Origin of the sequence: Roseospira goensis (assembly GCF_014197795.1) — a bacterium.
Lineage (GTDB): Bacteria > Pseudomonadota > Alphaproteobacteria > Rhodospirillales > Rhodospirillaceae > Rhodospira > Rhodospira goensis.
The window spans coordinates 1-18,804 of sequence record NZ_JACIGI010000047.1 but is presented as its reverse complement, the minus strand read 5'-3'; the positions used below and the strand labels follow the sequence as shown (position 1 = coordinate 18,804).

Sequence of the window (18,804 nt, the reverse complement as noted above, 5' to 3'; positions counted from 1 at the left end):
CCACGCGGGCGCGTGGGACCAAGACCCCGGAGTCGCCCGCGCACGCTCCCACGCTCCTCCCCTCCCGCCCACGCTCCTGCGTGGGCGGACCCGTATAAGGCATGCGGTCCTACGCGGGCGCGTGGGACCGAGACGGAACACCCGACTCCGCCCGGCGCCTACTGCCCGGCGCCCTCCTCGGCGGCCCGACGGGCGGCGATCTTGTCGGCCACGTACTGCTGGAAGTGGGTATCGCCCTCGTAGTCCTTCTGCTGCACCCACTCGAACGCCGCGGTGAAGGTGCCTTTGCCGAACGCCCCGTGCATGTTGAACACGGCCGCGTCCTTGCCGGTCATGCCGGTGGCATCGGCCGGGTCTTCGGGCAGGAACACGAAGGTGGGGGTGAACAGCACGCCCCAGCGCCGCGCCAGCCTCTTCTCCGGCATGGTCTCGCCGTCCAGATCGGTGACCAGCCGCTCACCAAACAGGTTGAGCTGAAGGACGTTGAAGTTCTCCTTGACGTACCGGTGGATCTCCGGGTCGGCCAACAGTTCCGTATTGACCTTCTTGCAGTAGATACAGCCGCGCTGTTCGAAAACGACCACGAGGCGCTTCCCCTCCGCCTGGCTGTCCGCCAGATCCTCGCCGATGTCGAGGAAGGATTGCAGGAAGAAGTCGTGATGATACAGGCCGTCCTCGCCCAGGGTCGGCTCGATCGGGTCGCCCTCGGCCGCGACGGCCGGGGCGGCAACGGCCAGGCACAGGCCCAGCAGCAGGGCGGCAGCGCGCGCGATGGCTCGGCCCCCGGTGATATGTCGTGTCATTGCCGTGTCCTCCCTGATGTGTGTGTTGTCTGTTGTGGGGTGGCGGTCCGTCGGACGGCGCTCCCGCCGGTCCCGGCGCGTCACCCGCCGCCCGGCGAGCCGGCGGCGGCGTTCGACGCCGGCGCCTCCGGCGTCGCCTCCTCCGGCAGTTTCTGCACCACCGCACTCAGCTGGAACCAGAAAAAGTCCTCGCCCGCGTAGCCCGTGATGCGGCCCACCTCGGCCCCGTCCGCCATCAGCACGAACGTGGGCGTGAACGAGACCGCGCGGATGTGGCGCAGATCGGCGGGCCACGGATCATGGAGATTGACCCGCCTGAGCGGCGCCCGCCGGGCCTCGGCCGTCTTGGGGTAGATCGGCCAGATCTCGTCGTGCCATCTGGCGCACCAGTGGCAGGCCGGTGACTCGAACATCACCAGTTCCGCGGCCTGGACCGGACCCGTCCCAGCGCCGCCTGTCGCCGTCAGGACGACCAGAGCGGCCAGAGCAGCCAGGGCGCGCAGCCCACCGCGGCCACGCCGTGCGCGCCGGGCCCTCCGTGTACCGCCACCCGCCGCCTGCTCCATACCGAACCTCCCTCTGTTCCATCCCCGCAGCTCCAGGGCACCGCCATGGTGCCCGCGGCCGCCGCGCCGCGCTCCCCGGGCACGTGAGTCTTGCCATGGGAGAAACGATCGGTCATGCTTGAATTATAAAATGCTAATTCGCTAGGATCCAGAACGGTTCCGACCCTCCGGGAGCGGAGCCACCGGGCCGGTTTCGACAGGCGACCGCAAGGCGCTGGCGGAGTCGGACCAGGGACGAAGGCGCAACGTCCGGACCCGGACCGGTGATTCCGGCCGGACGCAACAACAAACAGTATGCGCCCAGAACGGGGAGGACCAGGCCAGACCCGCCCGCGTCACGGGGCGGGCACCGGGACCGGTCGGTGTGCCTGGACATGGCGTCCTCCCCCGTTCGACGGCGCCGCTGTGGGTCTCGCGCATGCGCAGCATGGGCGGGCGCACGGTGTCGGAGTTGGGCCGCCCGGCCGGCCCGACCAACGAACGCAAGACGGGAGGAACAGGGGGACATGGTCCGACACAGAACCATCCTGCTCGCGGCCGCCGCGCTGGGTCTCGCCGCGGCCGCGCCGCCGGCTCAGGCGGCCGGCGTCGTCGAGTACGCCGTCGTCGACGGCTACACCATTCCCGAGCCGCTGACCGAGACCCCGGGCGACCCCGTGATGGGGCGCAAGTGGGCGATCAACCGCAAACTCGGCAACTGCCTGAGTTGCCATCAGATGCCGATCCCGGAGGAGCAGTTCCACGGCGAGACCGGCCCGGCGCTGTACGGCGTCGGTGACGTCTACTCCGAGGGCGAGTTGCGCCTTCGGATTGTCGACCCGAAAGCTCTCAACCCTTATTCGATGATGCCGTCGTTCCACAAGGTGGCGGGACTGAACCGGGTGCTCGACGGATTCGAGAACAAACCCATCCTGAACGCGCAGCAGATCGAAGACATCGTCGCCTATCTGATGACGCTCAAGGATACCAGCCGGAACTAGCGTCCCGAGTCCGAAGGCGGACACCCTCTGCGGGGGCTGCGGACCGACCTTCGGTGTCGATGTGGGCACAGCTAAAGATCGTATTCCGGGGGTGCTCTGGGTGTGAGTCTTGCGGTGGGCGCCCGACCGACTCGGGACCAAGGCCGGCGGGACCGCCACACGAGACCCCAGACCGCTAAACCCCAGACCGCTAAACCTCAGACCGCTGACGATGCGGCCCCCGTCGGAGCGGGCCGCCTTTCACAGGGAGACGAACCGAATGACCGACGCGCGCGAGACCGGAGGCCCCAGCCGCCGGACGATCCTGTTGACCATCGGGGGCACCGCCGTAGCCGCCGGCCTGACCGCCGTGCCCGGCCTGGCCTGGGCCGACGAGGCCGCGGTGGCGGAGGCCATCAAGGGCATGGTCGGCGACATGCCACCCGAAAGCGGCGTGACCCTGGATCTGCCCGAGATCGCGGAGAACGGCAACACCGTGCCGCTGAGCTTCGAGGTCGACGCGCCCATGTCGGGCGACGTCTACGTCAAGGACGTCATGGTGTTGGCCGACGGCAACCCCTCACCCGACGTGGCGGTGTTTCACTTCACCCCGATGAGCGGCAAGGCCGCCGCCTCCACCCGCCTGCGCCTGGCCGGGACGCAAAACGTGGTGGCCGTCGCCCAGCTCAGCGACGGCACCGCCATGATGGGCAAGAAGCAGGTCAAGGTGACCATCGGCGGCTGCGGCGGCTGACGACCGGCCCGCCCCCCGCGCCACCTGACACCGCCGCCCGCCGGGCGCACAGCACACGAGGAGACAGAGACGATGGCGACCATCCGGCCGCGCGTGAAGGCCCCCCGGAAGGCTTCTCCGGGGGAAGTCGTCGAGATCAAGACCCTGATCAACCACTCGATGGAATCGGGTCAGCGCAAGGACAAGAACGGCGACCCGATTCCGCGCCAGATCATCAACAAGTTCGTAGCCGCGTTTAACGGGCGGGAATTCTTCACGGTCGACCTGGCGCCCGCCATCTCGGCCAACCCCTATCTGTCGTTCTACGCCAAAGTCGAGGAGAGCGGCGAGTTTACCTTCACCTGGCACGACGACGACGGCTCGGTCTACGAGGATTCGAAGTCTATCGAGGTGGCCTGAGCCGGCGCCGGCGCGAGGTGGCCGGGGCGCGCCGACCCCGGATCGGGCCGGACCGGCTCCTCGCGCCAGCGCCCTGAGACCGACGCGACCACACCGCGACACCGATCGCGCCACCAACGAACAACAACCACCGAACACCAGACTTCGGAACGGGGGAGGACAGCGTGACCACTGCAAACAAGGCCTTTGGCCTGTTGAGTGCCGGCCTGTTGGGGCTTGGCCTCCTGGCGACCGGGCCGGCCAACGCCGCCGACGACGGCACCCGTATCGACTGGGGACCCTACAAGGTCGATGAGAAGCGCTCGGGCTACACCTATGCCGGCGCGCAAACCCGGGCCATGCAGGACGACGAGTTCCAGAACCCGGCGTTCCTGTGGCTGGAACGGGGCATGGACCTGTGGGAGACGGCCGACGGCGCGGCCAACACCTCATGTGCCGACTGTCACGGCGACGCCGAGGAGAGCATGGCGGGTGTGGCCACCCGCTACCCGATCTACTTCGACGATTGGGGCAAGCTCATGAACATTGAGCAGCGCATCAATTGGTGTCGCGAGACCCAGATGCAGGCGGAGCCCCTGAAGTGGGAGAGCGACGCCCTGCTCGGCCTGACCGCTTTCGTCAAGAACCAGTCCAAGGGCATGCCGATCGACGTCGCCGTCGACGGCCCGGCCGCCCCGTTCTTCGAGCAAGGCAAGGCGTTCTACGAGACCCGGCGCGGGCAGCTCGACCTCGCCTGCACCCATTGTCACGTCGATAACGAGGGCAACCTGATCCGGGCCGAGACCCTGAGCCAGGGCCAGGCCAACGGGTTCCCGACCTATCGCCTGAAGTGGCAGTCGGTCGGCTCGCTGCATCGCCGGTTCCGCGGCTGCAACCGCAACATCCGCGCCCAACCCTACCCCTACGGGTCGGACGAGTACACGAACCTCGAACTGTACGTGACCTGGCGCGGCAACGGGCTGCCGGTGGAATCGCCGTCGGTCCGCAAGTAACGGCGCGGCCCCCGGGCGTCGCCACGCCCGATCGCCAGACCCGACCCTCACACCCGATCACCAGACCCCGGGGGCCCCGGCCCCCGGGGCGGTGGTCGGATGCGCGGCCCTGTCCCGGACCGACGGCCCCGCCGCCCGCCCCCACTGACCCCGAACACTGACCCCCGAACGAAGAGAGACGACGGCCGATGTTCACGAGGCGCGATTTCCTGCGGACGGCGGCGGCCACCGCAATCCTGATGGGCGGACCGGCCGGCCTGCGGCAAGCGGCCGCACGGCAGACGCTCAGCCAGGCCGACCTGCTGCGGTTCGACCCGCTGGGGCAGGTGACCCTGCTGCACGTCACCGACGTGCACGCCCAGCTCACGCCGATCTACTTCCGCGAGCCGTCGATCAACCTCGGCGTCGGCGCGGTCGAGGGCAAACCGCCGCACGTCACCGGCCACGATTTCCTTCAGATGTTCGATATCCCGGCCGATTCGCCGGAATGCTACGCCCTGACCAGCGAAAACTTCGTGGACCTGGCGCGCACCTACGGCCGGGTCGGTGGGCTCGACCGCCTGGCAACCCTCATCAACGCGATCCGGGCCGAGCGCCCGGACAACACCCTGTTCCTGGACGGCGGCGACACCTGGCAGGGATCGTATACCTCGCTCCAGACCCGCGGCGGCGACATGGTGCGCGCCTTCAACGCGCTCAAGACCGACGCCATGACGGCGCACTGGGAGTTCACCTACGGCGAGGCACGGGTCCGCGAGATCCTGGACGGCGAACTGGACATGCCGTTCCTGTGCGGCAACGTGCTCGACACGCTGTGGGAGGAACCGGTCTTCGAGTCGACCCAGATGTTCGAACGCGGCGGCGTCCAGGTCGCGGTCATCGGCCAGGCCTTCCCCTACACGCCGATCGCCAACCCGCGCCACCTGATCCCGGAGTGGTCGTTCGGCATCCGGCCGGAGACGGTGCAGGAGCATGTCGACGCCGCCCGCGCCGCCGGCGCCGAGGTGGTGGTGCTGCTGTCGCACAACGGGTTCGACGTCGACCGCAAGCTGGCCTCGCTGGTCAGCGGGATCGACGTCATCCTGACCGGGCACACCCACGATGCACTGCCGCGCGAGGTCAAGGTCGGCAAGACGCTGCTGATCGCCTCCGGGTCGCACGGCAAGTTCCTGTCGCGCCTCGACCTGGAGGTCACCGGCGGTCAGGTGACGGATTACCGCTACCGCCTGATCCCGGTGTTCGCCGACGTCATCACCCCCGACCCCGACATGGCACGGTTGATCGCCGAGGTTCGGGCGCCCTACGAGGCCGAATGCACCCGCGTGCTCGGCAAGACCGACGATCTGCTGTACCGCCGCGGCAACTTCAACGGCACCTTCGACGACCTGATCTGCCAGGCCCTGCTCGCCGAACGTGACGCCGAGATCGCGCTGTCGCCCGGCTTCCGCTGGGGCGCCACCCTGCTGCCGGGCCAGGACATCACGATCGACGACGTCTATTCCATGACCGCGATCACCTATCCCAACGCCTACCGCCAGGCCATGACCGGCGAGATGCTCAAGACCATCCTGGAGGACGTGGCCGACAACCTGTTCAACGACGACCCGTTCTACCAGCAGGGCGGCGACATGGTCCGCGTCGGGGGCCTGGGCTACAGCATCGACATCCAGAAGCCGATGGGCTCGCGCATCTCCGACATGACCCTGCTGAAGACCGGGGCACCGATCGACCCGGCCCGCGAGTACGTCGTCGCCGGCTGGGCTTCGGTCAACGAGGGCACCGAGGGGCCGCCGATCTACGACGTCGTCTCGCAGTACATCGAACGCCAGGGCACGGTCTCGGTGCCCGAAAACACCACCATCAAGATCAGGACATAGCGGCGCCCCCGCGGGCGCGCCGGCCTGAGGACGCGCCGACGCCGTCACCGCATCACCCAAGAAGCCGGCGCGCTGCCGCGTGACCCGGTCCTGGAGGGAGGACCACAGCCGTGGACGGACTCGAGGTTACCTATCTGGGGGCGCTGACGGCGGGCGTTCTCAGCTTTCTGTCGCCCTGCATCCTGCCCATCGTGCCGCCCTACCTGTGCTTCATCGGCGGCGTCAGCCTCGACCAGCTCGAAGGCGAGGACGCCACGGTCCGGGCCGCGCGGGCGCGCGTCATCAGTGCCGCGCTCGCCTTCGTGCTGGGGTTCGGCACGGTTTTCATACTGCTCGGGGTCGGGGCCGCGATGGCGGGCAACGTCATCTCCGAGAACATGCACATCCTGGGGCCGATCGCCGGCGGCATCATCGTGATCCTGGGCCTGCACTTCCTCGGCGTGTTCCGCATCGGATTCCTGTACCGCGAGGCCCGCTTCCATGTCGCCAACAAGCCGGTGGGCCTGATCGGCGCTTATGTGGTCGGCCTGGCCTTTGCGTTCGGCTGGACGCCTTGCGTCGGCCCGATCCTGGCCGCCATCCTGTTCGTCGCCGGCTCCGACCCGAACCCCTGGGTGGGGGCCTCGCTGCTCGGCACCTATGCGCTGGGCATCGGGGTCCCGTTCGTGCTGGCCGCGTTCGCGCTGGGCTCGTTCCTGCGCTTCAAGAACCGCTTCCGCCGTTACATGGGGGCGGTCGAGAAGGTCATCGGCGGTCTGCTGGTGCTCACCGGCATCCTCATCATGACCGGCGGTATGGCCGAGATCGCCTATTGGATGATCGAGGCCTTCCCGTCACTCGGGGCCATCGGCTGACGCCACGCCCGGGTCGGGACCGGAGCCGGACTCACGGTGGTCACGCGGCCGCAAGCTGGGGCGGGAAGACCAGGGTGAAGGTGGCGCCCCGTCCCGGCGTGCTGTCCACCGTCACCCGCCCGCCATGGCTCTCGATCAGGGTGCGGACCAGGGCCAGGCCCAGGCCGGACCCGTCGATCTCGCGCGTGGTCGTGTTCACCGCCTGTCGGAACGCCTGGAAGATGCGGTCGCGGTCCCGGGGCGCGACCCCCACACCGGTGTCCGACACCGACAGACGCAGCCCGCCGTCGTGGGTTGCGTGCGCCAGGACCGTGATCGCCCCGCCCTCGGGCGTGAACTTGGCGGCATTGGACAACAGGTTGGCCAGCATCTGCCGCACCGCCCGGCGGTCCGCCATGACGGGGAGGTTCGCCGGCAGGGCCACGGTAAGCCGCTGGCGCTTTTCGGTCAGCGTCGGCTGAATGGTCTTGACTGCGGCATCGACCTCCTGACGCAGGTCCAATGCCGCGAACTCCAGGGGCGCCGCGCCGGTCTCGATCCGCGACAGGTCGAGGATATCGTTGATCAGGCCGAGGAGATGGGTCCCGCTGGTGTGGATGTCGGCGGCGTAGCCGGCGTACTGCCGCACGCCCACAGGGCCGAGCAGTTCGCCCCTGATGACGTCCGCGAAGCCCAGGATCGCATTGAGTGGCGTTCGCAACTCATGGCTCATCGACGCCAGGAAGTCCGCCTGCGCCTTCTTCGAACTCAAGGCCATCTGCAGGGCGGTGTCCCGATCCCGCTCGATCCGCAGGCGCTCCGTGATGTCGATGATGAGGCTGAAGATGTGGTCGCGCCCGTCGAGCGGAAACGCGGCGGCGAAGACCTCGGCGTCGCGGGGGGCCCCCTCTCTGGTCCGGTAGCGCATCTGGAACCGCGACGCCCCCTCGGCCCGGATGCGCGCGCTCAGGTCCGCCAGGCGCCCCTCGGGCGCCATCCCGATGTCCGCCATGGTGTGACCGACGAGCGCAGCGCGGTCCAGGCCGAGCAGCGCGCAGGCGGCGGCATTGGCCTCGATCACCCGGGGCGGGGCCGCCAGGTCGGTGACCACCATCGCCACCGGCGTCCGCTCGACAATGGTCCGGTACTTGTGTTCGCTGTTCTCCAGTGCGGTCTGCGCCGCGGCCAGGCGATGGAGCAGGCTGTTGAGACCCCGCGACAGCCGCCCGAGTTCGGTCGTGCGGTGGATCTCGGGGACCGGGAGGGCGTGCTCGGCGGGATGGTCCGGGTCGACCGCATCCACGCGGCGTGCCAGCGCCAGGATATGCCGGGAGACGAACCGATGCACCGCCACCCCGGTGACGGCGGCGACGATGCCGATGATGAACAGCAGACCCAGGGACTGGCTGACCAGATCGGCCGCCAACGCGTTCAAGAGCACGGTATCGTCGTAGTAGACCACCACGCTTCCCAGCGGCCCGGTCCATTTCGTCCGCACCGTCAGGTCGGTGTGGTCCAGACGCAGCACCTGACGCCGGTCGAGGTCGATCAGGCCCGCCAGCACGTCGTGCCAGGGTCTGGTCACGCGACGCGGCATCTCTCGCCCGGCGGACACGAAGGGCCGGCCGTCGTGATGCCAGACGACCACGGACCGGATGGGGCCGGAGGCCAGGGTTCCGTCGAGGATCGAGCGGGCCGTGGTGGCATCGAAATCGAACAGCGCCTTGGCCAGGCCGGCCCGCAGGGAGCGTGCGGTGCGCGTCTGCTGATCGCGGTACTCGGCCTGGGCCGCGCGCAGTTGCCAGACCCCTTGCGCGCCCAGAAACAGGATGGCCGCGGCGAGGGTCACGGCCAACAGCCGCATGGTCTGCTGCAAGGCTAGGGATGACGCCAGCACTCGCTGTTCCTCCGAACGGTCGGCCGCCGGCGGCGGCCGTGGTCCCCCCCTCCCGATCCCTCAAGGACGTATGGGCATCAACGCCCGCATGTCGACCCGCGCGAGGCCCGCATTGAAGATGCGACGGGCGCGCTCGCCGGCGACGGTCTTCTGGAAGCAGATGTAGATGTTCTTGTCTTCCAGCAGGCGGGGATGCATTTCGACCCGGCCCCGCAGCTCCGGATGCTGGACCAGCAGCCACTCCAGGACGTGCGGGTCGATCACCGCCATGTCCAGGCGGCGCGCCGCAACCTTGCGGACATTGGTCAGATCGTCGTTCGCCGGCATGACCGTCAGGCGGCCGTCCGCCACCGCCTCGTCGAAGGCGACGGTGTTGACGTAGCCCGCGACCACACCGATCTCCTTGTCCTTCAGGTCGTCCAGGGTGTGCCACATCACGGACGAGTCCGCCGGCACCACGAAACCGACCGGACCACTGGGCATCGGATCGGAAAACGCACACGAGGTTCGGGCGGCCTCGGCGGAATAGTACTTGGGAAAGTACCCGATGAAGCCCTCGCCCAGGCCGGTGGCGATGGCGCGCGGCCATGGCATGAACAGGACGTCCAGGTGATGGCCCATGGCCTCGAACGCGGCCCGAACGCCAACGACGGTGAACCCGCCGTTCGGCAGCGATTCCCCGGCATAGGGCGGCCACTCCAGGCTGGTCATCCGGAACGTCTCCGCCGCGGCCGGTCTGGCGAGCCCGAGCGCCACGAGTGCGACGAGCACCGCAAGCACCACGATACGGACCCGCGTACGTCCTCGATCCCATGCCGGCATGGAGACCTCCGTGGCTGGATGCAAGCGCCTCAACCCGCCCCCGCTGCACCGAGCTAAGCCGACCCCGCCCGCACTGTCCAGCCCCAAGCGCGCAAGGAGGACAGACGTCCACTCAACCGGAGCAGTGAAACAATTTATAAGTCGCATGGGCAACGGCATAACTGGACAAGATGCTGGCCCAGTCCCATTGCACAGAACCTGAACTGCGCTTTGCATGTCTTGATTTCGTTTCTTATAGATCGCACTCGAGCCTCCCTCAAACCAATGGACTGGCGCGCCGGTCTGCCGATACGAGGCTGCGGGCTGTGCGCGCCACACAAGATTTGATGCGACGCTCCTGACGAAGACCCGGCTGATCCCCGGGGTCCGGCGACCGCATGATGATGGTATTGCGGTCGCAAGGGCACGAACGATTCTCCATCATGGGTCGACCCGAAACACGGGGATGAGCCATACGGAGAAAAGCCGCGACAGCCAATCGGCAGAAGAATCCACGAATACTAGTAACAATCATATGGTTTGGGGACTGGCCCGTCTCCTGGACTTCAGGCATATCCCGAACGGCTTTGCTGGTCATTCCTATGGATGACCTTTGATCCGACCGTGAAGCCTGTTAAGTAACAGTATCGGCGGCGTTGGGAGGCCGGCCCGGCCCCTCGCCAGCACCGCCAGCGCCGGGGGTCATCATCGGGGGTCATCATGCGGTTCACGTCCGTCACCCAACCCATCGTCCTGTCCGCCACTCTGCTCGCGCTCCTGTTCATGGGCCTTCTCGGGGCGGGCATCCTGACCGTCGTCCACCAGACCCAGGTCGACGACCTGGACCGCAAGGCCCGCACCATGGGCACGCTCACCGCCGAGATGCTGTCCTCGCCGATGTGGAACCTGAACGAGGACGAGTTGCAGCGCCTGCTGGGGCTGCTTGAGGAGGACCCCGCCCTGCACGGCGCCGCGATCGTCGAGAAGGGCACCGTCCTGCATCAGGTCGGCACCCCCTTGGACGAGGCCGGGGACACGGCCGGGCTGGTGTATCGGGAAGTGCCGATCGAACACGCCGACTCCGAGGCACCCATCGGTACCCTGCGCATCGCCTTCTCGACCGAGACCCTGGCGGCGCAGTACTGGCGCATCGCCCGCCTGGGCGGGCTGATCATGGTCGGCCTGGCGGCGGTGCTGGCCCTGGTGGTCTGGTTGGTGATGCGCCACCTGGTCGGGCCGCTGCGCGGGCTGACCCGGGTCATGGACGCATTGTCGCGCGACAACCTCGAGGTCGAGGTCGGTCACGACCAGCGCGCCGACGAGATCGGCAAGGTCGCCCGCGTCCTGATCGCCTTCAAGGAGAACGCCCGCGCCCGCCGCGCCCTCGAAGCCGAGCAGGCGGCGCAGCAGGCGCGCAACGCCCAACGCGTGCGCGGCGAAATGGTCGCGCTCACCCACGCCCTGGACGAGCAGGTGCGCAGCGTGATCGCCGTCGTCGAGGACCAGGCCACCGGCATGCACGACACGGCCGTGCAGATGCGGGACGCCATCCAGGCGACGGAGGCCCGGGCCTCCGACGCCGCCGACGCATCACGCCAGGCCGCCGGCAGCGTCGACGCCGTGGCCGCCGCCGCCGAGGAGATGGCGGGATCGGTCCGCGAAATCAGCCAGCAGATGACGAAGGCCACCGCCATCGCACAGGACGCGGTCCATCAGGCCAACGACACCAACGACCGCATCGGTGGTCTGGCCCGGGCGGCCGACCAGATCGGCGCGGTCGTCAATCTCATCAGCGACATCGCCAAGCAGACCAACCTGCTCGCGCTCAACGCCACGATCGAGGCGGCGCGCGCCGGCGAAGCCGGCAAGGGCTTTGCCGTGGTCGCCAACGAGGTCAAGACCCTGGCCACCCAGACCGCCAAGGCGACCGAGGATATCGCCGAACAGATCGGCACCATGCAAGCGGCCACCCGCGAGGCCGTCGACGCCATCCAGGGCATTGTTGGCGTGATCGGGGATATCAACGAAATCACGACCACCGTCTCGGCGGCGGTCGAGGAACAGACGGCGGCGACCCGCGAGATCAGCGAAAGCGCTCAGAGCGCCTCGACCAGTACCCAGGAGTCGGCGGGGAACATCACCGAGGTCTCCGGCAGCGCCGACCGCACCAGCGGCTATGCCCACGAGGTGCAGAGTGCGGCCGGGGCCGTGCTCGACAAGGTCCGGCACATGCAGGACTCGCTCGACAAGATCATGCAGGCGGACACCGACGCCGAACGGCACGCCAACACGCTGCATCCCGTCACCATGACCGCGCGCCTGGAAACCGGCGACGGTCAGACCCTGACCTGCACGGTGCGGGACCTGGCGCCGATCGGCGTCGGAACGCTGGATCAGGTGCCGGCCCTGGAGCGCGGACAGGCGTTCCGGATCACGCTGACCGACATCGGCACCCTGGACGGGACGGTGGTCGCCCGCACCGACACCCTGACCCACGTCCGCCTGGAGCTGGAGGCCGATCAGGCGGAGCGGCTCGCGGCCCATCTGGCACAGCCCATGGCCCGCGCCGCCTGATCGCTGGCCGCGCGCCGGTCAGGGACGACGGCAAGGGTCAAGGGGTCAAGCGCGCGACACCCGGCCGGCGCGTCGGCACCGTGCCGGGCCGCGCCGGGCCGGGCCGCGCCGGCGGGCCGCGCGAGGGCGCGGGGGCGCCGGCGAGCGGCCCCACCCGCGCCCCGCTCCGCCGCGATCAGGGGAGATCGAAGCGGTCGGCGTTCATGACCTTGGTCCAGGCCGCCACGAAGTCGTGAACGAACTTCTCCCGGTTGTCGTCCTGGGCATAGACCTCGGCGTAGGACCGCAGGATCGAGTTGGAGCCGAACACCAGGTCGACCCGCGTCGCGGTCCACTTCGCCGCGCCCGTCTTGCGGTCACGGATCTCGTAGGCATTGCTGCCGGTCGGCACCCAGGTATAGGCCATGTCGGTCAGGGTGACGAAGAAGTCCGTCGTCAGCGCCCCTTCCCGGTCCGTGAACACGCCGTGCTTGGTGCCGCCATGGTTGGTGCCGAGCACGCGCAGGCCGCCAACCAGCACCGTCATCTCGGGGGCGGTCAGCCCCATGAGCTGGGTGCGGTCCAGCATCAGTTCCTCGGGCTTGACCGCATACTCCTTCTGCATCCAGTTGCGGTAGCCGTCGTGGATGGGTTCGAGGGGCTCGAACGAGTCAGCATCGGTCATGTCGGCGCTGGCGTCGCCGCGTCCCGGCGCGAACGGAACGGTGATCTCGAAGCCCGCCGCCTTGGCGGCCTGCTCGACACCCACGTTGCCGGCCAGCACGATGACATCGGCGACACTGGCCCCGGTCTCGGCCGCGATCGGCTCCAGCACGCCCAGCACACGAGCGAGGCGCGCGGGCTCGTTGCCCTCCCAGTCCTTCTGCGGGGCCAGGCGGATGCGCGCGCCGTTGGCGCCGCCCCGCATGTCGGAGCCGCGATAGGTGCGGGCGCTGTCCCAGGCGGTCGCCACCATGTCCGCGATCGACAGGCCGCTGTCCGCGATGCGGGCCTTGACGGCCGCCACATCATAGTCGGTGCGGCCCTTGGGCACCGGGTCCTGCCAGATCAGGTCCTCCGCCGGCACATCCGGACCCACATAGCGATCCTTCGGCCCCATGTCGCGGTGGGTAAGCTTGAACCAGGCCCGGGCGAACACCTCGGAGAAGTAGTCCGGGTCCTTGTAGAAGCGTTCCGAGATTTCCCGATAGGCCGGGTCCATCTTCATCGCCATGTCGGCGTCGGTCATGATCGGGTTGTGGCGGATCGACGGATCCTCGACATCGACGGGCTTGTCTTCCTCCTTGATGTCAACCGGCTCCCACTGCCAGGCGCCGGCCGGGCTCTTGCGCTTCTCCCACTCGTGATTGAGCAGAAGGTGGAAATAGCCGTTGTCCCACTGCGTCGGATAGGTGGTCCAGGCGCCTTCGAGGCCGCTGGTGATGGTATCGCGGCCGCAGCCTTTGCCGCCCGGATTGTGCCAGCCCAGGCCCTGGGCCTCGACGTCGGCCGCTTCCGGATCCGGCCCCAGACGGGTGGCGTCACCGTTGCCGTGGCACTTGCCCACGGTGTGCCCGCCAGCCGTCAGGGCGACGGTCTCCTCGTCGTTCATCGCCATGCGGGCGAAGGTGATGCGCACGTCCTCGGCCGTCCGCAGCGGGTCCGGGTTGCCGCCCACGCCCTCGGGATTGACGTAGATCAGGCCCATCTGGACCGCGGCGAGCGGATTCTCCAGGCTCTCCCGGTCCTCGCCCGGGTAGCGCGTGGCCCCGAGCCACTCCTTCTCGGAGCCCCAATAGATGTCCTTCTCCGGATGCCAGATGTCCTCGCGGCCGAATCCGAAGCCGAAGGTCTTCAGCCCCATGGACTCGTACGCCATGTTGCCGGCCAGGATCATCAGATCGGCCCAGCTCAGCTTGTTGCCGTACTTTTTCTTGATCGGCCACAGCAGCCGCCGCGCCTTGTCCAGGTTGACGTTGTCGGGCCAGGAGTTCAGCGGAGCGAAGCGCTGGTTGCCGGTGCCGCCGCCGCCGCGGCCGTCGGCGATGCGGTACGACCCGGCGGCGTGCCAGGCCATGCGGATCATGAGACCGCCGTAATGGCCCCAGTCCGCCGGCCACCAGTCCTGGCTCTCGGTCATGAGCGCCTTGAGATCCGCCTTCAGGGCCTCGACGTCGAGCGACTTGACCGCCTCCCGGTAGTCGAAGTCCGGACCCATCGGGTTGGTCTTGGTGTCGTGCTGGTGAAGAATGTCGAGGTTCAGCGCGTTGGGCCACCACTCCATCGTCGAGGCGCTGGTCGCGGTGTTTGCGCCGTGCATCACGGGGCACATGCCGGTGGATGCCGTGGTATCTCCGTCCATGGTTTCCTCCCTGCCGGTTCGGAACGGTTCCGTGCGGAGCCTTCAGCAGAAACGATTCCCGGACCCATGTCCAATCAATCGGACGCAACAATTTGATCGTTTTTTCCGATTATAGCGGATCGCGATCAAGGTCTGAGTCGCAGTCGATTGATCCTGCGCAACACTCGCATTGACTCGCCGGGCCCACGGCCTCAACCGCCCGCCGAAGAAGATGAGCCTTTGATTTTCTCGCCGCAGCGCCCCTTCGGGCCGCCCGGCTCCGCGGCTTCGCTGCGCCGGCGTCGTCACGCCGGCCGGCCTCCGAAAAGGTCACCCTTTTCGTCGGCCGGTATGTTGCCGCGGGGACTGCGTCTCGGACAACACAGTCCTAGACGGGGGCCGTCAGACGCGCGGCATAGAAGCCGTCGAGCCCACCGGCCTCGGCCAGGTGGCACGGCAGGGTGCGCAGGTCGCCGTCCGGGGTGACCAGATCGCCCAGCCCGCCCACCTCGGCCGCAGTCACCGGATCGCGCGCGAGCCCCGGGTGGCGGGCCAAGGCGCGGGCGACCACTGCCGGCCCCTCCTCCGGCTGCAGGGAACACACACCGTAGACCACCGTGCCGCCCGGGCGCACCAGCGTCAGGGCGGCATCCAGCAAGGCCGCCTGGGTCTCCGCCAGCCCGGCCACACCCTCCGCGGTCTTCAGCCACAGGGCGTCGGGGTGACGGCGCAGAGTCCCGGTGGCCGAACAGGGCGCGTCCAGCAGCACGGCATCGAAGGGATCACCGTCCGGCCGCCAGGTCAGCGCATCCGCCGCCACCACCGCCGCCGACAGCCCGGTCCGGGCCAGGTTCTCACGCACCCGCGCCAGCCGACCCTCGGAGCGGTCGACGGCCGTCACGGCCGCGCCGGTCGCGGCCAGTTGCAGGGTTTTGCCGCCGGGCGCCGCGCACAGATCCGCCACCCGCCGGCCCGGCCCCGCCGGCAGCAGGCGGGCGGGCAGCGCGGCCGCTGCGTCCTGCACCCACCATGCCCCGGCGGCATAGCCGGGCAGGTCGGTCACCGGCGCATGCGCGGGCGGCAGCCGCAGGCTGCCCGTGGGCAGCACCGCGGCACCGAGGCGCCCCGCCCAGTCGTCGGCGGCAGCGGGCGCGCGCAGGGTCAGGTCCAGGGGCGCGGGGTGCAGATGGGCGGCGGCGATTGCGCGCGCGCCGGCCTCGCCGTAGGCCCCCGCCCAGGCGCGCCACAGCCAGGCCGGCGTGTTCAGGCGCGGCGCGTCCTGCGCCGCCCACCAGGCCCGGCCCTCGCGGTCGAGTCGGCGCAGCACCGCGTTGACGAGCCCCTTGTGACCGCCCTGACGGGCGGCGACGCAGAGGTCCACGGCGGTGGTGACGGCCGCGTGCGGCGCCATCCCCAGAACGAACAGCTGGGCCGCGCCCAGGCGCAGCACATGCCGGACCGGCCGCGCCTTGGCGGGCAGCGGACGGTCCAGGCAGCGGTCCAGCAGGGCGTCGATCTGGCCCAGGTGGCGCAGGGTGCCCGCAACTAGGGAATGGACGAAGGCGCGATCGCGCGGCGCCAGGCCGGCGACGGCCCCGCCCAGCACATCGTCCAGCGGCTGGTGGCGATCGAGCACCTGGCGCAGGACGGCCAGGGCGGCGCGGCGGGAGACGGTCATCGGCTCCGCTTACGCCGCCCCTCCACGCCGGTCAAGACCGGACGGTCCCGGCGGCCCGCCGCCGGTCTCACCCCCAGGGGCCGCGGCGCCCGCGTCGGCCCGGGGCGCGCCCGCTGGCGGGAATGCGGCTCGCCGCGGCCGAAGCGGCGGCGCCGCTGCCGCCCGGTGCCATCGGCTGGGCCACGCCGCCGGCGCCGCCGTGCGCGACCATCTGGCGCAGCGCGCGCACGCGGTTCGCCGTCGCCGGGTGGGTGCTGAACAGGCTGTCGTGCTTGTGCGCGTGCAGCGGGTTGACGATGAACAGGTGGGCGGTGGCGGGATTGCGCTCGGCGGCGTGGTTGTCGATGGACTTGGCGCCGCGCTCCAGCTTCTCCAGCGCGCTGGCCAGCCATTCCGGATTGCCGGCGATACGGGCCCCCTCGGCGTCGGCGCCGTACTCGTTGTGCCGCGAGATCGCCATCTGCACGACCATGGCGGCGATCGGGGCCAGGATCGCGACCAGGATCACGCCGATGATCCCGAGCGGGCTCTCCCGGTTGCCCCCGAAGAAGAAGGCGAAGTTGGCCAGCATGCCGATGGCGCCGGCGATGGTGGCAGTGATCGTCATCGTGAGGGTATCGCGATGCTTCACGTGCGCCAGCTCATGCGCCATGACGCCGGCCACCTCCTCGCGCGACATCATGTTGAGCAACCCGGTCGTCGCCGCCACCGCCGCGTTCTTGGGGTTGCGGCCGGTCGCGAACGCGTTGGGCTGGGAGGTGTTGATGATGTACACCTTCGGCATGGGCAGATCGGCGCGCCGGGCGAGTTGACGCACCAGGCCGACGAACTCGGGCGCCTCGCGCTCGGTGACCTCGCGGGCGCCGTGCATGGACAGCACGACCTTGTCCGAGTTCCAGTAGGCGAACACGTTCATGCCGAGGGCGATCAGCAGCGCGATGATCATGCCGCCGGGTCCGCCGATCAGGTAGCCGACGGTCAGGAACAGGCCGGTCAGCGCGGCCAGCAGGACAGCGACACGAAAGAACGACATGGGCGCCTCTCCCCAGCGACAATGGAGCGTTGACGAGATAGGTCCGCCCCCGCCGCGATCAAGTAAAATCCCGGTAAGCCGGGCACGCCGACGCCCCCTCCCACCCGTTCACAAACCCGCCAGGACCGCCATGAGCCAGCACGAGACGACTCCGACACCCGATCCGGCGACCGGCTGGGGCGAGACCCTGCCCCTCCCGCTGACGCCCGCGACTCCACCGCCGGCACCGCGCGGCGACGTCATGCATGCCCGCCGGGCGATCCGGCGCGCCTCCAGCGAGGAGGCCCACACCGCCGAGCGTGGCGCCGCGGTCGAGGTGGGCGGGCCGCGCGGGCCGGAGCCGACGCGCTATAACGACTGGGAACAGAAGGGCCGCTGCTCGGACTTCTGAGCCGGCCGCCCGCAGCGCCGTGCCACGCCCCCTGTCAGTCACATGGACTGGCAAACACATGGACTGGCAAACACATGGACGGTCACTCGCACGGACAGGGCGCGGGGAGCAGGGCGGCGGCGGCCAGGCGCACCACCTCGGTGAACGCGGTCATGTCGGTCCATCGGGCCAGGAATCCGGTCTCGCGCGTGACCACGCGCCCACCGCCCGGCAGCGGCGTCAGGCAGCCGTCGACCATGAGGTTGTCGGTCAACCCGAACGGCTCCACCGCCATGTCCTCGGGATCCACCGGCGTGCCATCGTCCCGCCGCGGCAGGCGGCCGCCGACGGCGATGGCGACGCGTTGGACATACGGTAGCGCGGTGTTGCTGTAGGCGAACACGGGCCGGCCGCGGGCGCACATGTAGCCGATCTCCACCGCGGTCCCGACATCGACACTGGGACCGCGGAAGGGCGTCAGGTTGGCGATCATGGCATCGCAGGCATCCATGGTCGCCAGGCAGTGGCGATGAATGGCGAAGCCGGCCTGCGGGGTCGGCTCGGGCTCGTCCGCCGGCAGGCCATCGAGCGGAAACACGCCCTCCAGGCCGGCCTCGGCGCAGATCGCCCGCTTGCGCGCGCCCAGGGCACGCGCATCGGTGCGGAACACCTCGGGACCGGCCAGATAGACACGCGGCGGCGCAGGCATGGCGGTGCGACCCTCCCTGGCGACGACTCCCGGACCGGACCCCCGCATGCGCGCCCGTCGCGGTACAGGTCCCGGGCCTTGCTGCACCACAGCATACGCAGGTCACGGCCGTGCCACAACGGCCGCTACGGTCCCGGCAGATGTCGCGGCTGTGTAGGTCCAGGCAGATGTGAGACTGGGTGAGCCGCGCTTGCACCGGGCTGGGGGCATGCCCCCAGCCCGGTGCGAATTCGGTTTAT

General features: G+C 69.3%; 16 protein-coding genes. 8 read left to right on the top strand and 8 right to left on the bottom strand.

Annotation, left to right across the window (positions count from 1 at the left end; translation table 11 throughout):
* Nucleotides 1–158 precede the first annotated feature (158 nt).
* Both GGD88_RS17065 and GGD88_RS17060 read right to left on the bottom strand, forming a co-directional pair.
* Nucleotides 159–803 (bottom strand): thioredoxin family protein, encoded by a 645-nt coding sequence (locus GGD88_RS17065; RefSeq protein WP_184437716.1) that lies wholly within the window; start codon nt 801–803, stop codon nt 159–161.
* A gap of 80 nt (nt 804–883) precedes the next feature.
* Nucleotides 884–1,216, bottom strand: a complete 333-nt coding sequence (locus GGD88_RS17060; protein ID WP_221237206.1) for a thioredoxin domain-containing protein — start codon at nt 1,214–1,216, stop codon at nt 884–886.
* 659 nt (nt 1,217–1,875) lie between these two features.
* On the opposite strand from GGD88_RS17060, the gene soxX reads away from it, so the two are divergent.
* The 6 genes from soxX (at nt 1,876) to GGD88_RS17030 (ending at nt 7,204) form a co-directional block, all read left to right on the top strand.
* Nucleotides 1,876–2,349, top strand: coding sequence for a sulfur oxidation c-type cytochrome SoxX (gene soxX / locus GGD88_RS17055; RefSeq protein ID WP_184437714.1), 474 nt, complete (start codon nt 1,876–1,878; stop codon nt 2,347–2,349).
* 259 nt (nt 2,350–2,608) lie between these two features.
* Complete coding sequence (gene soxY, locus GGD88_RS17050; RefSeq protein WP_184437712.1) at nt 2,609–3,082, top strand: thiosulfate oxidation carrier protein SoxY; 474 nt, start codon at nt 2,609–2,611, stop codon at nt 3,080–3,082.
* 72 nt (nt 3,083–3,154) lie between these two features.
* Nucleotides 3,155–3,481, top strand: a complete 327-nt coding sequence (gene soxZ / locus GGD88_RS17045) for a thiosulfate oxidation carrier complex protein SoxZ (protein ID WP_184437711.1) — start codon at nt 3,155–3,157, stop codon at nt 3,479–3,481.
* 164 nt (nt 3,482–3,645) lie between these two features.
* Complete coding sequence (gene soxA / locus GGD88_RS17040) at nt 3,646–4,473, top strand: sulfur oxidation c-type cytochrome SoxA (protein ID WP_343056410.1); 828 nt, start codon at nt 3,646–3,648, stop codon at nt 4,471–4,473.
* Nucleotides 4,474–4,661: 188 nt separating this feature from the next.
* Nucleotides 4,662–6,350 (top strand): thiosulfohydrolase SoxB, encoded by a 1,689-nt coding sequence (gene soxB / locus GGD88_RS17035; RefSeq protein ID WP_184437709.1) that lies wholly within the window; start codon nt 4,662–4,664, stop codon nt 6,348–6,350.
* A 110-nt stretch (nt 6,351–6,460) separates the two neighbouring features.
* A complete protein-coding gene (locus tag GGD88_RS17030; protein ID WP_184437707.1) occupies nt 6,461–7,204 on the top strand; it encodes a cytochrome c biogenesis protein CcdA in 744 nt (247 codons plus the stop codon).
* A 40-nt stretch (nt 7,205–7,244) separates the two neighbouring features.
* Here GGD88_RS17030 and GGD88_RS17025 read toward each other — a convergent pair whose 3' ends face one another.
* Entirely contained in the window at nt 7,245–9,080 is a 1,836-nt protein-coding gene (locus GGD88_RS17025) for an ATP-binding protein (protein ID WP_184437705.1), read from the bottom strand.
* Nucleotides 9,081–9,140: 60 nt separating this feature from the next.
* Nucleotides 9,141–9,791: a substrate-binding periplasmic protein gene (locus GGD88_RS17020; protein ID WP_184437703.1), complete on the bottom strand. Its 651-nt coding sequence runs from the start codon at nt 9,789–9,791 to the stop codon at nt 9,141–9,143.
* A gap of 810 nt (nt 9,792–10,601) precedes the next feature.
* Here GGD88_RS17020 and GGD88_RS17015 point away from each other — a divergent pair.
* Entirely contained in the window at nt 10,602–12,455 is a 1,854-nt protein-coding gene (locus tag GGD88_RS17015) for a methyl-accepting chemotaxis protein (RefSeq protein ID WP_184437701.1), read from the top strand.
* 175 nt (nt 12,456–12,630) lie between these two features.
* Here the strand turns inward: GGD88_RS17015 and katG are convergent, their stop codons facing one another.
* The 3 genes from katG to htpX form a co-directional block, all read right to left on the bottom strand.
* Nucleotides 12,631–14,796: a catalase/peroxidase HPI gene (katG, locus tag GGD88_RS17010; RefSeq protein WP_184437699.1), complete on the bottom strand. Its 2,166-nt coding sequence runs from the start codon at nt 14,794–14,796 to the stop codon at nt 12,631–12,633.
* Nucleotides 14,797–15,163: 367 nt separating this feature from the next.
* On the bottom strand, nt 15,164–16,453 hold the full coding sequence (locus tag GGD88_RS17005) for an RsmB/NOP family class I SAM-dependent RNA methyltransferase (protein WP_184437697.1): 1,290 nt from the start codon (nt 16,451–16,453) through the stop codon (nt 15,164–15,166).
* A gap of 67 nt (nt 16,454–16,520) precedes the next feature.
* Entirely contained in the window at nt 16,521–17,486 is a 966-nt protein-coding gene (gene htpX / locus GGD88_RS17000) for a zinc metalloprotease HtpX (protein WP_184437695.1), read from the bottom strand.
* 130 nt (nt 17,487–17,616) lie between these two features.
* On the opposite strand from htpX, the gene GGD88_RS18985 reads away from it, so the two are divergent.
* Nucleotides 17,617–17,877, top strand: coding sequence for a succinate dehydrogenase assembly factor 4 (locus GGD88_RS18985; protein WP_246423845.1), 261 nt, complete (start codon nt 17,617–17,619; stop codon nt 17,875–17,877).
* A gap of 82 nt (nt 17,878–17,959) precedes the next feature.
* On the opposite strand, the gene GGD88_RS16990 is transcribed toward GGD88_RS18985, so the two are convergent.
* Nucleotides 17,960–18,565 carry a nucleoside 2-deoxyribosyltransferase gene (locus GGD88_RS16990; RefSeq protein ID WP_184437693.1) on the bottom strand — a complete coding sequence of 202 codons (606 nt, stop codon included), beginning with the start codon at nt 18,563–18,565 and terminating at the stop codon, nt 17,960–17,962.
* Between the last annotated feature and the right edge of the window lie 239 nt (nt 18,566–18,804).